14 protein-coding genes and 1 tRNA gene are annotated in these 14,812 nt (G+C 64.3%); 10 read left to right on the top strand and 5 right to left on the bottom strand.

Annotated features, from left to right (window positions below; translation table 11 throughout):
• Nucleotides 1-17: 17 nt before the first annotated feature.
• On the top strand, nt 18-1,886 hold the full coding sequence (locus ACSSV3_RS05880) for an ABC-F family ATP-binding cassette domain-containing protein (RefSeq protein ID WP_354322899.1): 1,869 nt from the start codon (nt 18-20) through the stop codon (nt 1,884-1,886).
• Nucleotides 1,887-2,002: 116 nt separating this feature from the next.
• Here the strand turns inward: ACSSV3_RS05880 and ACSSV3_RS05875 are convergent, their stop codons facing one another.
• The gene (locus ACSSV3_RS05875) at nt 2,003-2,899 is read right to left on the bottom strand and encodes a LysR family transcriptional regulator (RefSeq protein ID WP_354322897.1); all 897 of its coding nucleotides are present in this window, start codon (nt 2,897-2,899) and stop codon (nt 2,003-2,005) included.
• A gap of 103 nt (nt 2,900-3,002) precedes the next feature.
• Here ACSSV3_RS05875 and ACSSV3_RS05870 point away from each other — a divergent pair, with 103 nt between their 5' ends.
• The 3 genes from ACSSV3_RS05870 to ACSSV3_RS05860 all read left to right on the top strand — a co-directional run bounded on the left by ACSSV3_RS05870 (nt 3,003) and on the right by ACSSV3_RS05860 (nt 4,832).
• Entirely contained in the window at nt 3,003-3,704 is a 702-nt protein-coding gene (locus ACSSV3_RS05870) for a pirin family protein (protein ID WP_354322895.1), read from the top strand.
• 80 nt (nt 3,705-3,784) lie between these two features.
• Nucleotides 3,785-4,381, top strand: coding sequence for an FMN-dependent NADH-azoreductase (locus tag ACSSV3_RS05865; protein ID WP_354322893.1), 597 nt, complete (start codon nt 3,785-3,787; stop codon nt 4,379-4,381).
• A 31-nt stretch (nt 4,382-4,412) separates the two neighbouring features.
• Nucleotides 4,413-4,832: a DoxX family protein gene (locus ACSSV3_RS05860; protein WP_354322891.1), complete on the top strand. Its 420-nt coding sequence runs from the start codon at nt 4,413-4,415 to the stop codon at nt 4,830-4,832.
• A 229-nt stretch (nt 4,833-5,061) separates the two neighbouring features.
• On the opposite strand, the gene ACSSV3_RS05855 is transcribed toward ACSSV3_RS05860, so the two are convergent.
• Together ACSSV3_RS05855 and ACSSV3_RS05850 are read right to left on the bottom strand one after the other, a co-directional pair.
• Nucleotides 5,062-5,961 (bottom strand): DMT family transporter, encoded by a 900-nt coding sequence (locus ACSSV3_RS05855; RefSeq protein ID WP_354322890.1) that lies wholly within the window; start codon nt 5,959-5,961, stop codon nt 5,062-5,064.
• Complete coding sequence (locus ACSSV3_RS05850) at nt 5,961-8,054, bottom strand: NAD(+) synthase (RefSeq protein WP_354322888.1); 2,094 nt, start codon at nt 8,052-8,054, stop codon at nt 5,961-5,963. Before ACSSV3_RS05850 ends, ACSSV3_RS05855 begins: the two co-directional genes overlap by 1 nt.
• A gap of 178 nt (nt 8,055-8,232) precedes the next feature.
• Between ACSSV3_RS05850 and yghU the strand changes: the two genes are divergently transcribed.
• Together yghU and ACSSV3_RS05840 are read left to right on the top strand one after the other, a co-directional pair.
• Nucleotides 8,233-9,090, top strand: coding sequence for a glutathione-dependent disulfide-bond oxidoreductase (gene yghU, locus ACSSV3_RS05845; protein WP_354322886.1), 858 nt, complete (start codon nt 8,233-8,235; stop codon nt 9,088-9,090).
• 79 nt (nt 9,091-9,169) lie between these two features.
• A tRNA-Gln gene (locus ACSSV3_RS05840) sits at nt 9,170-9,244 on the top strand.
• A 57-nt stretch (nt 9,245-9,301) separates the two neighbouring features.
• On the opposite strand, the gene ACSSV3_RS05835 is transcribed toward ACSSV3_RS05840, so the two are convergent.
• Nucleotides 9,302-9,853 (bottom strand): TlpA family protein disulfide reductase, encoded by a 552-nt coding sequence (locus ACSSV3_RS05835; RefSeq protein ID WP_354322885.1) that lies wholly within the window; start codon nt 9,851-9,853, stop codon nt 9,302-9,304.
• A gap of 31 nt (nt 9,854-9,884) precedes the next feature.
• Here ACSSV3_RS05835 and argH point away from each other — a divergent pair, with 31 nt between their 5' ends.
• From argH to ACSSV3_RS05815, 4 genes are read left to right on the top strand one after another with little or no spacing between them, the layout of a single operon-like run.
• A complete protein-coding gene (gene argH, locus ACSSV3_RS05830; RefSeq protein WP_354323035.1) occupies nt 9,885-11,261 on the top strand; it encodes an argininosuccinate lyase in 1,377 nt (458 codons plus the stop codon).
• Nucleotides 11,258-11,497, top strand: a complete 240-nt coding sequence (locus ACSSV3_RS05825) for a hypothetical protein (protein ID WP_354322883.1) — start codon at nt 11,258-11,260, stop codon at nt 11,495-11,497. Before argH ends, ACSSV3_RS05825 begins: the two co-directional genes overlap by 4 nt.
• A gap of 10 nt (nt 11,498-11,507) precedes the next feature.
• Nucleotides 11,508-12,767 carry a diaminopimelate decarboxylase gene (lysA, locus tag ACSSV3_RS05820; RefSeq protein WP_354322882.1) on the top strand — a complete coding sequence of 420 codons (1,260 nt, stop codon included), beginning with the start codon at nt 11,508-11,510 and terminating at the stop codon, nt 12,765-12,767.
• A gap of 7 nt (nt 12,768-12,774) precedes the next feature.
• Nucleotides 12,775-13,722 carry a precorrin-2 dehydrogenase/sirohydrochlorin ferrochelatase family protein gene (locus tag ACSSV3_RS05815; RefSeq protein ID WP_354322881.1) on the top strand — a complete coding sequence of 316 codons (948 nt, stop codon included), beginning with the start codon at nt 12,775-12,777 and terminating at the stop codon, nt 13,720-13,722.
• On the opposite strand, the gene ACSSV3_RS05810 is transcribed toward ACSSV3_RS05815, so the two are convergent.
• A complete protein-coding gene (locus ACSSV3_RS05810; protein WP_354322879.1) occupies nt 13,719-14,720 on the bottom strand; it encodes a MarR family transcriptional regulator in 1,002 nt (333 codons plus the stop codon). The genes ACSSV3_RS05815 and ACSSV3_RS05810 overlap by 4 nt on opposite strands.
• Nucleotides 14,721-14,812 lie beyond the last annotated feature (92 nt).

Genomic DNA, 14,812 nt, shown 5'->3' with positions numbered 1-14,812 from the left:
GCTGTTAGGGGGCCGCCATGCTTACCATCGACGGAGTCACAGTGCGGCTTGGCGGCCGGGCCATTCTTGAACGCGCCAGTGCGACTGTGCCGGTTGGCGCGCGCGTTGGCCTGATTGGCCGCAATGGCGCGGGCAAATCCACGCTGATGAAAGCGCTGATCGGCGAGATCGAGCCGGATGACGGCGAAATCACCAAACCCGCGCGCGCGCGGATCGGCTATATCGCGCAGGAAACGCCGAGCGGCAGCATGACCCCCGAACAGGTCGTGCTCGCCGCCGCGACCGAGCGGGCGCAGCTGCTGGCGGAGCTGGAAACCTGCACCGACATGGACCGCATGGGCGATGTCCACGAACGCCTGTTGGCGATTGACGCCTACAGCGCCCCTGCCCGCGCGGCCAAAATCCTCAACGGTCTCGGCTTTGACGACGAGATGCAGCAACGCCCCGTCGACAGTTTTTCCGGCGGTTGGAAAATGCGCATCGCGCTCGGCGCGCTGCTGTTTTCCGAACCTGACATCCTGCTGCTTGACGAACCTTCCAACCACCTCGATCTCGAAGCGACGCTGTGGTTGGAGAACTTCCTCAAGTCTTACCCCGCCACGCTGGTGGTGATCAGCCACGAACGCGATCTGCTCAACAAGGTGGTCGACCATATCCTGCACCTGCAAGGCGGGCAGTTGACGCTGTATCCCGGCGGGTATGACGCATTTGAAAAACAGCGCGCCGAACGCGCCGCGCAGCTCGCCTCGGCCAAGGTGTCGCAGGATGCGCAGCGTGCGCGCCTTCAGGATTACGTCGCCCGCAACTCAGCGCGCGCCTCCACCGCCAAGCAGGCGCAATCGCGCGCCAAGATGCTCGCCAAAATGCAGCCGATCGCGGCGCTGATGGAAGACCCGACGCTGAGTTTCGATTTCCCCGATCCGTCAGAGATGCGATCACCGATGATCACGCTGGAACAGGCGGCGGTGGGATACGGCGAAGCACCGCCGATCCTCAAGCGGCTGAATTTCCGGATCGAGGCGGATGACCGGATCGCGCTGTTGGGCCGCAACGGCAATGGCAAGACCACGCTGGCGCGCCTGCTCGCATCGCAGCTGGCCCCGGCAGAAGGCGCGGTCAATGCGCCGGGCAAGCTCAAGGTCGGATATTTCACGCAGTATCAGGTCGAAGAACTGGCGGGTGAGGACACTCCGCTCGATCTGATGACCCGCGCGATGGAGGGGCAATCGCCCGGCGCCGTGCGCGCGCAACTGGGCCGCTTCGGCTTTTCGGGCGCAAAGGCACAGACGCGGGTTGAGAAGCTTTCGGGCGGGGAACGTGCGCGGCTTGCGCTGGCGCTGATCACGCGCGACGCGCCGCATCTGCTGATCCTCGACGAGCCGACCAACCACTTGGATGTCGACGCGCGTGAGGCGTTGGTGCAGGCGCTCAACGCCTATACCGGCGCGGTGATCCTGATCAGCCACGATCGCCATATGGTGGAACTCACCGCCGACCGGCTGGTGCTGGTCGATGGCGGCACCGCGCGCGAATATGCGGGCAGCATGGATGATTACATCGACTTCATCCTTGGCCGGAAGCCGAAGGGTGAGGGGGTCAAAGGCAACAGCGCAGGCAGCAAGCCGGGCGCGCCAAAGACCATGGCCGAGACGCGCTATGCCCAATCGCAGCTGGAAAAGGCCGACAATGTGCTGGCCCGTGCGTCTGCCGAGGTCGAGCGGCTCGACGCGCAGATTGTGGCCGCGAGCAGCGCTGCGCAGGGGCAGGCCGGGGCAAAACTGCAAGACTTGCTGACGGCGCGCGCCAAGGCTGCGGATGCGCTGGCCGCAGCCGAACAGGCGTGGATGGCTGCGGGCACGGTGGTTGAAGCGCTGGAGGGGGTTTAGGGCCTTTCGATAGAACACCGTCACCCCGTGCCTGACACGGGGTTGGGCTTTTATGTGTCCTCGCGAGCGCAAGATAGCCAAGCCCCGTGTCAAGCACGGGGCGACGAAACTGAGTCTTACCCAGCCCCCAACCCATCGCGGAACGCATCGACCAGCCAGCTCGCCGCCGGGCCAAGCCGTGTGTCGCGCCGCCACAGCGCGCTCAGGCGATATTGCGCGCCGGGTTGTTCGGGCAGGTCAAGTTCTACCAGCGTGCCAGCCGCCAGATCGCCCGCCACCATCGCGCGCGGCATATTGCCCCAGCCCAGCCCTTCCTTCAGCAAGGAATGCTTCGCGCCCAGATCGCCCAACCGCCAGGTCAGCGGGCTGAGCACGGAAAACTCGCGCCCCTCGGTCAGCGGGGAACGATCGGTCAGCACCAGTTGTAGGTGGCGGCGGCTTTCCCCCGGCGCGACATCAGCGCGGGCCAAAGGATGATGGGGCGCGGCGACCGGCACCAGCGTGATTTCGCCCACCGCGTGGCGTTCCAGCGCGGGATGATCGCCGATTACCGGGCCGCCGATGGCAAGATCGGCCCCGCCCGCAATCACGCAGGCCGCCACCGCACCCAGCCCTTCGATCCGCAAGGTCAGCGCGCAGGTCGGGAACATCCGTCGGAATTCGCCCAGCACCCGCGCGGTCAACTCGCCCGGCATCATCACATCGACCACCAGCGTCAACGCCGGTTCCTGGCCTGCGTGAAGCGAGTGCGCCTTGGCCACCAGCGCATCCACTCCGTCAGCAATGCCGCGCGCTTCGGCGAGCAAGCCTGCGCCCGCCGGGGTCAGCACCGGGCGGCGCGATCCTTCGCGGTCAAACAGGGTCAGCGCCAGCTGCGCCTCCAGCTGAGCGATGCCGTATGATACCGCAGACACCGCGCGCCCCATCGCCCGCGCCGCGCCGCCAAAGCTGCCATGTTCGGCCACGGCGATGAAGATGCGCAATTGATCGAGGGTGGGTTCACCGAGTTTCATGGTGCATATGTTCAGATTTTCCGAACGTTTTGGCAAGTTTTATCGCACTTATCCGTTTGAATGATTCCTCCTATTTCCTGTTTCAACAGACAGGAGAACCGTCATGATCGAACTGCGACCCTTCAACACGCTTGGCGCGGCCAACCACGGTTGGCTGGATGCGCGGCACCATTTTTCCTTTGCCAGCTACCACGATCCCGCCCGCGTCCACTGGGGCGCATTGCGGGTGTGGAACGATGACAGGATCGCCGCAGGCACGGGCTTTCCCACCCACCCGCACAGCGACATGGAAATCATCACCTATGTCCGCACCGGCGCGATTACCCACCGCGACAGCATGGGCAACGAAGGCCGCACCGAAGCGGGCGATGTCCAGGTGATGAGCGCTGGCACCGGTGTGCGCCATTCGGAATACAACCTTGAAAATGGCGAAACCACGCTGTTCCAGATCTGGATCATCCCCGATCAACGCGGCGGCGAACCCAGCTGGGGTGCGCGGCAGTTTCCCAAGGACAGCCGCAACGGCGCGTTCGTGGCGCTGGCCAGCGGGGCGGCGAATGATGATGATGCGTTGAAGATACGCGCCGATGCCCGTGTGCTGGGCGCGACGATAAGGGCGGGTGAAAGCGTGACCTACACGCCGATCCGCTCTGACCGTCACCTCTACCTCGTCCCCGCCACCGGCAAGGTGCGGATCGGTGAGGTTGAAGCCAACGCACGCGACGGGGTGGCGATTACGCAATTGGATAGCGTGACCATCACCGCAATCGAAAACAGCGAAGTGGTGCTGGTCGACGCAGCGTAATTTCCCCCCGGAGCCGGCTGGCCCCTCCCCCCCAGCCAGCCGGCTCCACCCCCTGTTTCCAAAATCGAAGGAATCCCCCGATGAGCAATATTCTCTACATCACCGCCAGCATCCGTTCGGACAGCGACAGCATCTCGCGCGGGCTGGGTCAGCGCGTTGTCGATGGCCTTGCCGCCAAGTCCGGCGCAGGCGTCACCACCCGCAATCTCGCCGCGAATGATCTGCCGTTCGTGAGCGCCGAACGGTTCGGCGCAAACCTCACCCCGGCGGCGGATCGCACTCCGCAACAGGCCGACCTTGCCGCCATCGCCGATACGCTGATTGCCGAATTGCAGGCGGCAGACACCATCGTGATCGCCAGCCCGGTGTATAATTTCGGTCCGCCTGCGACGCTCAAGGCTTGGGCCGATCTGGTGGCCCGCGCCGGCACCACCTTCCGTTACACCGCGACCGGGCCTGAAGGCCTGCTGACCGGCAAGAAAGCCTACATCACCATCGCCAGCGGCGGCACCCCGATGGGCAGCGATATTGATTTCATGAGCCGCTGGCTGATATTCTTCCTCGGCTTCCTTGGTATCACCGATGTCACGATGGTCGCCGCCGACGGGATCATGGGCGAAGACGGCGAGAGCAAGATTACCACTGCACACGAACAGGCGGCCAGGATCGCTGCCTGATCCGACCACCAGACGCAACAGGAGAACCACAATGACCAATCACACCAACCCCGCAGCCCCGATTTTCGGCTTTCTGCCACAAGACGCGGTGGCGCTGGTCGCCCGGCTGCTGCTCGCCGCGATCTTTCTGATCGCCGGCGTAGGCAAGATCGCGACGATCGAGGCCACCACCGGCTACATCGCCAGCATGGGCCTGCCATTTGCCGAAGTGATTACCTATGCCACCATCGCATTGGAAGTCGGCGGGGCTGTTTTGCTGATCGCGGGATATCAGACCCGCGCCGCCGCCGCCGCGCTGGGCCTTTTCAGCATCGCTGCAGCAATCATCTTCCACGCTGACTTCGCCGACCAGATGCAGTTCACCAGCTTCCTCAAGAATCTCGCGATTGCAGGCGGGATGTTCCAGGTGGTCGGCTTTGGCCCGGGGCGCTTCTCCATGGACCGGGGCTGACCCGCATCAGCCGATAAATTGGCCGGGAGGTAGCCGGGAAAAGCGGGGGATCCAGCCTTCGCTTGACCCGCCCTAGGCCCCCTCTAGGCCCGTCCTGCCCGGTGTTTCACGTGAAACATTGGGGCCTTATACCAGCGCGCTGAGATGCTGGCGCATCACGCGTTGGAATTGCTCAGGCGCCGCACGGGCTTACCCAAAGCGCGATGAGTCAGACTCATCGCGCTTTGGGTCATAGCCTTGGCCGCACCAGCAACGGTTTGAAGATGTTGCGGCTGGGGCGCACCACGATGATCGCCACGCCGATGATCGCCAGCGCCCCGCCCGCCAATAAAGGCCAGCCGATCGCATCCCCCGTCAGCCACGCCCCGAACCCGATCGTCAGCAGCGGGGTCAGCAGGGTCAGCGGCACGATCAGGTTGGCATCATGGGCCTGCAACAGCTTGAAATAGGCCGAATGCGCGCCGATTGAAACGACCACACCGGCAAACACCACGCACCCGGCAATTGCCAGCGGCGCGGCGCGGATCGCGTCCAACTGCCCGGTTTCAAACGTGAATGTCACCGGCAGCATGATGGCGAATGATATCAGCGCCGCCCACGCCTGAAGCGCCACCGCGCCGATTGCGATGCGCTTCACAAACACCGATCCGAGCGACCCGATCAGCACGCCGCAAAAGGCCAGTGCCAGCCCCGCAAAGCTGCTGCCCTCAGCCGGTGAACCCATCGCAAGGCCCACCCCGCCCAGCGCCAGCGCCATCCCGATGCCGCGTCGCCAGCGCACCTGCTCGCCCAGAAAAAGCACCGCGAACAACACCGTCATCGGCGCACCGGCCAAGGTCACGACCCCTACCGCCGATGGGGTTGCGGATTGCAAACCCATGAATTGCAGCGCGAAACTGCCCCCGCTAATGGCAAAGCCGATCGCCAGCACCACTGGCAAACGTGCCGGGATCTGGCGCAGCAGGGGGAACAATACCACCAGCACAATGCCCGATCGCAGCACGGTGTAGAACAGCGGCGGCAGGCCCAGCGTGCTGACCGCGATCTTGCTGACCACGACATTCATCGCCCAGGCGACATTGCAGAACAGCAAGATCCCCAGCGCGGAGGCGGGCAGGTTGGCGGGCATCAGCGGGCGGTGTCGCCAAACACCTCATGCACCACCGCATCGGGCAGGCTGCCGCGCAATTCGTCGCGCCACACTGTCGCCGCCGCATCCGACGGCGCGCGCCAATCCCCACGCGGTGACAGCGCGCCTTGGGATGAGACTTTCGGCCCATTGGGCAGCGCCGAGCGTTTGAACTGCGAAAAGCCGAAGAACCGCGCGCAAAACTTGTCGAGCCAGTGCGCGATGGTCGCCAGCGAATATTCGCTGCGCCCCTCCGCCGGGAAGCCCGCAGGCCACAGCCCTTCCTCGCGCGCTTTCCACGCGTGCCACGCCAGAAACGCGACCTTGCCGGGCCGCTGGCCATAGCGGATCACGTGATGGAGGAAGAAATCGTTGAGTTCATACGGGCCAACCAGTTCCTCGGTCGATTGCACCGCGCCGTCCGCTCCCGGTGGCACCAGTTCGGGCGAAATCTCGGTATCCAGCACCGCGCCGAGCACTTCGCCGCAGGCATCGGTGAATTGCCCGGTCTGGATAACCCAGCGGATCAGATACTGGATTAGCGTTTTGGGAACGCCCGAATTGACCGCGTAATGGCTCATGTGATCGCCCACGCCATAGGTGCACCAGCCCAGCGCCAACTCGCTGAGGTCGCCGGTGCCGATAACAAAACCGCCATGCTGCCCCGCCAGCCGGAACAGATAATCGGTGCGCAGGCCCGCCTGCACGTTTTCAAAGGTCACATCATGCACCGGCTCGCCCTGCGCAAAGGCGTGGCCGATATCCTCGAGCATTCGCCGCGCGGCAGGGGTAATGTCGATCTCGCCCGCGGTAATTTCCATCGCTGCCATCAGCCGGTGGGCATTCCCCTTGGTGTGATCCGAGGTGCCGAAACCGGGCATGGTATAACCGCGAATGGTGGTGCGCGGCAGACCGAGCCGGTCGCACGCCTTGGCCGCCACGATCAGCGCGTGGGTGCTGTCCAGCCCGCCCGAAATGCCAATCACCAGGCTTTTCGCGCCCGTCGCCTCGATCCGCCGCATCAGCGCATCGACCTGAATATTGAACGCCTCGTAACAATCCTCGTCCAGCTTATCGGGCCGGTTGGGGACGAAGGGGAATCGCCGGATCTCACGGACAAGCCCGACATCGCCAGGCGCATAGGCGTGTTCGAACACGATCCGGCGATAGCTGTCTTCGGGGCGGCCCGCTGCCTCAGCCGCATCGGCAAAGGTCTGATTGCGCAGGCGTTCAGCAGCGATCCGGTCAGTGTCGATATCGGCCACGCACAGCTCGCCAGATCGGTCGAACCGCGCGCTTTGCGCCAGAAGGTCGCCCATTTCGTAGATCACGCCCTGCCCGTCCCACGCCAGATCGGTGGTGCTTTCGCCATGCCCGCTAGCCGAATAGACATAGGCGGCGATGGCGCGGCTGGCAGACGAGCGGCAGTGCAGATGGCGATCATCCGCGCGCCCGATGGTGACGGGCGAGGCCGAAAGGTTGCACAGGATCAGCGCGCCCGCCATCGCCGCCGTCATCCCCGGCGGGATCGGCGCCCAGAAATCCTCGCAGATTTCGACGCCGAACCGGAAGCCCGGCAGGTTCGCCGCAGCAAAGATCAGATCGGTGCCAAACGGCACTTCCTCCCCAGCCACCCCGATCCACAAATCGGTGCAACCGCGCCCGTGGGCAAAATGGCGCTTTTCATAAAACTCGCGGTAATTGGGCAGGAAGCTTTTGGGCACCACGCCCAGCACCTGCCCGCCCGCGATCACCACGGCGCAATTATACAGCTTGTCCGCACGGCGCAGCGGTGCGCCCACCACCAGCACCGGGTTGAGATCGGCCGAAGCCGCGACCACCTCGGCCAGCGCCTGCTCCACCCGCTCGATCAGCGCGTGTTGCAGCAGCAGATCGTCGATCGCGTAAGATGACAGTGTGAGTTCGGGGAACACCACCAGATCAACGCCCGCCGCGTGCGCCTTCTCCGCCTCGGCCAGCACGCCTGCGGTGTTATAGGCGACATCAGCCGGGCGGCTGCACGGGGTCGCGGTGGCCACGCGAACAAAGCCGTGTTCGTGCATATCGAAAAAGGGGTGCGAGTTATCGCTCATGGTTCGCGCGCGCTCCGGATGGCTGTCGCACCGGCTCTAGCGGGGAATCCCCGGCGTTCCTAGCGATGCGATAAAAGTCCTGCTTTGCGCCCCACAAGCCATTCGATTGCACCGATATGCTTGCACCTTGATCGGCCAAGGCGCAAATGTTGCCGCAACAACAACAGGAGCCGCAATCATGGCCGACGCCACCTATACCCCGCCCGCTGTCTGGAACGCCGATACGGTTTCGGGCGGACGCTTCGCCAGCATCAACCGCCCGACCGCGGGCGCGCGTGAGGAACGCGATTTGCCGGTGGGGGAGCACCCCTTCCAGCTCTATTCGCTCGCCACGCCCAACGGGGTGAAGGTGACGGTAATGCTCGAAGAACTGATCGAAGCCGGACACGCGGGCGCGGAATATGATGCATGGACGGTCAATATCGGCAGCGGCGACCAGTTCACCAGCGGGTTTGTCGCCGCGAACCCCAATTCCAAAATCCCCGCCTTGATCGATCGTAGCGGGCCGCAGCCGTTCCGGGTATTTGAAAGCGGGGCGATTCTGGTGCACCTCGCCGAAAAATTCGGCGCCTTCCTGCCCACCGATCCGCAGGCCCGCGCCGAAGTGCTCAGCTGGGTGTTCTGGCAGGTTGGCACCGGCCCGTTCATCGGGGGTGGGTTTGGCCATTTCTACGCCTATGCTCCGGAAAAATACGAATATCCGATCAACCGCTATGCAATGGAAACCAAGCGGATTTTCGATGTCGCAGATAAACGGCTCGGCGAAACCCGCTTCCTGGCGGGCGATGAATATACCATCGCGGATATCGCCAATTTCCCGTGGCTTGCGCCCTTTACCACTGGCGAAATCTACAACGACGCCAAGACCTTTCTCAGCATCGACGAATACAAAAACGTCGGCCGCTGGGTAAATGACATCTATGCGCGCCCCGCTGTCAAACGCGGGCGAATCGTCAACAAGGTGTGGGGCGATGAGGATACCCAGCTAGTAGAACGCCATTCAGCCGCAGATTTCATCGGCAAGCGGCTGGGATAGCCGGATCAGAAAGGGGGCAAACAGCCACGTTCGCCCCCTTCACATCCTGATCGGACACGCTATAGAGCGCCGCTCTTGCTGGGGTGTAGCCAAGCGGTAAGGCACCGGTTTTTGGTACCGGCATGCGCAGGTTCGAATCCTGCCACCCCAGCCATCAGCAGTAGCAGACAGTCGTGATAGCCCGCCAGCATGGGCGCATTCGAACGTGACGTCACATCGCGCGAATCATCGCGATAGCCTCTGCGCTGTCCCATTCGTAAGCGCCCGTCACCCGCAACACTTCTCGCCCCTGCGCATCGAACAGGATCGTCAGCGGCAGCAGGCCTTCGGGCGAAAACTGCGCCGACATCTGCGCATCGGGATCGAGCCACGGTTCGAGCCGGGCAAAGCCTTGCTGCGCAAAGAACGGCGTCACCGCATCGGCCCCGCGCAGATCCTGGCTGATGGTGATGACCCTGACCTCGCCCTCCAGTTCACCCGCGAGCGCGTCGAGCTGCGGCATTTCCACCACGCAGGGCGCGCACCATGTCGCCCACAGGTTGATCAGCACCGGGCCATCTTGCGCCGCCAGATCAAGCACCGCGCCTGCCGGGTCGGTAAATTGCATCGCCGGAAGCGGGCTTCCGGCAAAGCTGCGCACCACCGTGCCAGCGGGCGCGGAATTGACTTCGCGCGCGCCCGGTTGCGCTGGCGCGTCGGCGGCCCTATCGCAAGCCCCCAGCAGCAGGAGCGGAATTGCGAGAATGAGCGACGAGCGGGACATGACAGGCTCCGATAATGGTGCAGCAAACGCGATGTGGGGCGGGCGTTTCGCCGCTGGCCCTAGCGCGATCATGCGCGAAATCAACGCCTCGATCCCGTTCGACAAAGCGCTGTGGCAACAGGACATCGCCGCGTCCAAAGCCCACGTCGCCATGCTGGGCGCGCAAGGGATTGTTTCGTCTGAGGATGCCGCCACGATCAGCGCGGGGCTGGATATAGTCGCCGCCGAATATGCCGCCAACGGCGCGCCCGAGGATTGGGATCTCGAAGACATCCACATGACCACCGAAGCGCGGCTGGCCGAATTGGTCGGCGCGGTTGCGGGTCGCTTGCACACCGCGCGCAGCCGCAACGATCAGGTGGCGACCGATTTCCGCCTGTGGGTGCGCGATGCGATTGACCAGATGGACGCAGGGCTGGCGGGATTGCAAACCGCGCTTGTCACCCGCGCGGGCGAGCACGCCGACAGCATCATGCCCGGCTTCACCCACCTGCAAACCGCGCAGCCGGTAACGCTGGGCCACCATCTGATGGCCTATTTCGAAATGCTGCGGCGTGATCGTTCGCGGCTGTCCGATGCGCGCGCGCGGATGAACCAATCCCCGCTCGGTTCGGCAGCGCTGGCAGGCACCGGCTTTCCGATTGACCGCGATGCGACCGCGCAGGCGCTGGGGTTTGACGCGCCGACCGCCAATTCGCTGGACGCCGTATCCGACCGCGATTTCGCGCTCGATTTTCTCTACGCCTGCTCCACCTGCGCGCTGCACCTGTCGCGGCTGGCCGAAGAACTGATCCTGTGGGCAAGCCAGCCGTTCGGCTTCATCCGCCTGCCCGATAGCCTTTCGACCGGCTCATCAATCATGCCGCAAAAGAAAAACCCCGATGCCGCCGAACTGGTGCGTGGGCATTCGGGCCGGGTGATCGGCGCGCTGACCAGCCTGATGATCACCATGAAAGGCCTGCCGCTCGCCTATTCCAAGGATATGCAGGACGATAAGCCCCCGGTGTTCGAGGCCGCCAGCCTGATGGCGCTGAGCATCGCGGCGATGACGGGGATGATTGCGCAAAGCACCTTCAACACCGCCCGGATGCGCGCGGCGGCCGAGCTTGGCTATGCCACCGCCACCGATCTGGCCGATTGGCTGGTGCGCGCAGCCGGCATTCCGTTTCGTGAGGCGCACCATATTACCGGCGCTGCGGTAAAGCTGGCGGAAAGCCGGGGCGCGGCGCTCGATGCGCTTTCGCTGGCTGATTTACAGGCGATTGATGCGCGGATCGATCAAAGCGTCTATGCTGCGCTGTCGGTTGATGCCTCGGTCGCGGCGCGTGCCTCCTATGGCGGAACCGCGCCCGATCAGGTTCGGTTGCAGGTGGCCCGCGCGCGCGCTGCGCTGGGGATGGAGGAATGATGCGGATCGCGATTTTCATCGGGCTCGCCGCCCTGCTCGCCGGATGCGGCACCCCTGCACCGCTGACCCCGCCCCAAGGCGCAACCCTGCCGACCGCTCCTTACGGCGCGCTTACCAAGCCAACCGCCGAAGAACTGCTGCGCCGCGATGCGCTCGCCGCGCCCGAACGCAGCGTGGAACTGCGCCGCCGATCAGAAGAACGGCAGGACGACCCCTTCGATCTCCCCCCCGAATAAAGCGAACCCGATGGACCATTTTGCGATTTCGAACGGTGTGATGCACGCCGAAAACGTGCCGCTGCCACAGATTGCCGATGCGGTCGGCACCCCGGTCTATGTCTATTCGCGCGCCACGCTGGAACGCCACGCGCGGGTGTTTCGCGAGGCGCTGGCGGATGTGCCTGATAAGCTGATCGCGTTCGCGGTCAAATCCAACCCCAACCTCGCGGTGCTCAAGGTGCTGGAGCGTTGCGGTATGGGCGCCGACGTGGTGTCTGTGGGCGAAATGCGCCGGGCGCTTGCAGCGGGAATCGCGCCCGACATGATTGTGTTCTCAGGCGTGGGCAAGACCGCCGCCGAGATGATCGCCGCGCTCGACGCCGGGATCGGGCAGTTCAATATCGAAAGCGAGGAAGAGGGCTTAGAGCTTGCCGAAATCGCTGCCGCCAAGGGTGTGACGGCGCAATGCACGCTGCGCATCAATCCCGATGTCGATGCGGGCACCCATGACAAGATTTCGACCGGCAAGGCCGATAACAAATTCGGCGTTCCGATCAGCGAAGCAGGCCAGATTTTCGGCAAGCTGGCGGGCCTGCCGGGGGTAAACCTGCGCGGGGTGGCGGTGCATATTGGCAGCCAACTGGCTGATCTTGCTCCGCTTGAGGCCGCATTTGAAAAGCTTGGCGCGCTGGTTGCGGCGCTGCGCGGCGCGGGGCATACGATTACCCATGTCGACCTTGGCGGCGGGCTTGGCGTGCCTTACCGGGTGGGCGAAGTGCTGCCTCAGCCTGCCGAATACGGCGCGATGGTGGCGCGGGTGACGCGGGACTGGGGGGTCAAGCTGATCTTTGAACCGGGGCGGGTGATCGCGGGCAATGCCGGGGTGCTGTTGACGCGGGTGGTGCGGGTGAAGCGCGGGATCAATGATCCCTTCGTGATCGTCGATGCGGCGATGAATGATCTCGCCCGCCCGGCGCTTTACGGGGCCTATCACCATTTCGAGGCGGTGGAGCCTTCGGGCGCGCGGATGACCGCCAATATCGTCGGCCCGATCTGCGAAACCGGCGATACCTTTGCGATGGGGCGCGAATGCGACAAGTTGGATGCGGGCGATCTGGCGGTGTTCCGCACCGCGGGCGCTTACGGCGCAACCATGGCGTCATCCTACAATTCGCGCGGCTTTGTGGCCGAAGTGCTGGTGGATGGCGACAGGTTCGCGGTGGTGGCCGACCGGATCGAAGCGGGCGCGATCATGGATGCCGAACGCGTGCCCGAATGGCTCGCCTGAGCCGCCAATGAGCACAATCGCCAGCCTGCCGCTGTTCCACCAGATCACCGGGCAAAATGTGCTGGTGCTGGGCGAAGGGCCGGCTGCCGAACCGAAACGGCGGCTGGTGGAACGGGCTGGCGGGGTGGTGGTGGATGATCTGGCACGGGCGGTTGATGAAGGGGTGCGAATCGCCTTTATCGCCTATGATGATGCCCGTGCCTGCGAGGTTGCAGCGATCAATGCACGCTGCGCCGGAATGTTGGTCAATGTCGTCGACCGGCCAGAATTATGCGATTTTACAACACCTTCCATCCTTGATCGCAGCCCCTTGCTGGTCGCGATTGGCACGGGCGGCGCGTCTGCCGGGCTGGCGAAACACGTAAGGCTGCGGCTGGAGCGGGTGTTGCCCGCGACGCTGGGGCTGCTAGCGCGGGCGCTGGAGGCGGCACGTCCGGCGCTGCGGCGGCGCTTCCCTGACGGGGCCGAACGGCGGCGCGCGGTGGATGCGGCCTTGCGGGAGGGCTGCGCGCTTGACCCGCTAAATACGCAATCTTTTGAGCGGGTTGAGGCGTGGCTGGCTGGCGAGGCTGAGGCTCAGACGGGAGCGATTTTTGACCTCACGCTCACCAGCGCAGACCCCGACGACCTGACCCTGCGGCAGGCGCGATGGCTGGGCGAAGCGGATGTGTTGGTACTGGACGGCGCGGTGCCGCCAGCCATTCTGGCCCGTGCCCGCGCCGATGCTGCGCGGCGGATGTTGGGCGCAAATGAGGGGGGTCAAGCGGGGGTCAAGCAGGAGTCTGGGCCGACCAAGCAGGGGTCAAGACGGGGCAAGGCAGGGTCTAGAACGGGCAAGGAGGGGTCTAGCCTTGCGAGCCTCGATTCAACCGCCAATTTTCAGGCTGACAACGCCCACCCAACCGGCCTCACCCTGATTCTGCGTTGGCGCCCCGATCTGTTGGACGATGCCTAAGTCGCCAATTCAACCGGCGTGCGAAGCTGTGCGAAATAGCCCGCCATCGCAGTGATCGCCTTGTCGCTCAGCGCGATGAACGCCCGCCGCTTGTCCGCCGGATCGGGCACCCGCATGAAAATGCCGCTTTCAACCATCTGCGTCAGCCAGCGCAGCGCGGTGGTCGCCGGAACGCCCGCTGCGATACATAGCGAAGTGACCGAGACCTGCGCCCCTTCACCATGCGCGGCGGTGAGATCGAGCAGCATGTCCCACGCCGGATCGCCGAACAGTGCCGGATCGAAAAACTGCCCACGCGCCTGACGGTTGGCAATAATCTGCCGCACCATGCGCGGATCGGGCAGCGCCGCCTGCCCCCGCGCTTCGCCAAAGCCATGCGCGCTTTCCTGCGGGTGAAAATCACGCTTCAATTCACCAAGCCCGCCCGCGCCCTTAGATGGCGGCGCTGTGTGGGATATCCGATCGAGCGAATGGGCAATCGCTTCGACCTGCTGCGACAGGCGCAGCAGGGCCACGCGGTCTTCCTCCCCCATTTCGCGCACCCGCGCCGCGACCGCTTCGCCCATCACCCGGCCCACCGCAATCAGGCGTTCAGCGCGGCTGGGCGACACCAGAATCTGCGGCGCGGATTGATCCAGCACCGCAAACACATAATCCAGCCCCGCCATATTGGTCGCCGCGATCAGTTTCGCCCCTGTCCGCGCTACCCGCGTATCAAGCATCTTCAGCCCATCCAGCATCGCCCCATCCAGCCCGTGCGGGCCATCTGCCGGGCAATGGACCACCTTTACATTACCAAGCAGCGCTATCGGCCCATCGATCAGCGCGGCCACCGATCCGCCGTCGATGCTGCGGAACCCTGCTTCACCCAGATCAGCGGCAATCTGCGCCCGCACACCCGCATCACCGCCATAAATCGTCACCCTTGCGGGCGGCCCGGCGGCATCGCGGGCGCTGTCATAGGAAAAATCAGCTTGTTTCGAAACGTCGTTCGACATGGGTGCGACTCCAACGATGTCAGAACAAGAATAGAACAAAATCAATTCAGGTCAAGAATTTCACCCCCACCCACCGATTTCGGGCAGCCCGG

It is taken from the genome of Porphyrobacter sp. MBR-49 (genome assembly GCF_053628655.1).
This window is presented reverse-complemented; position numbering and strand designations above follow the sequence as displayed.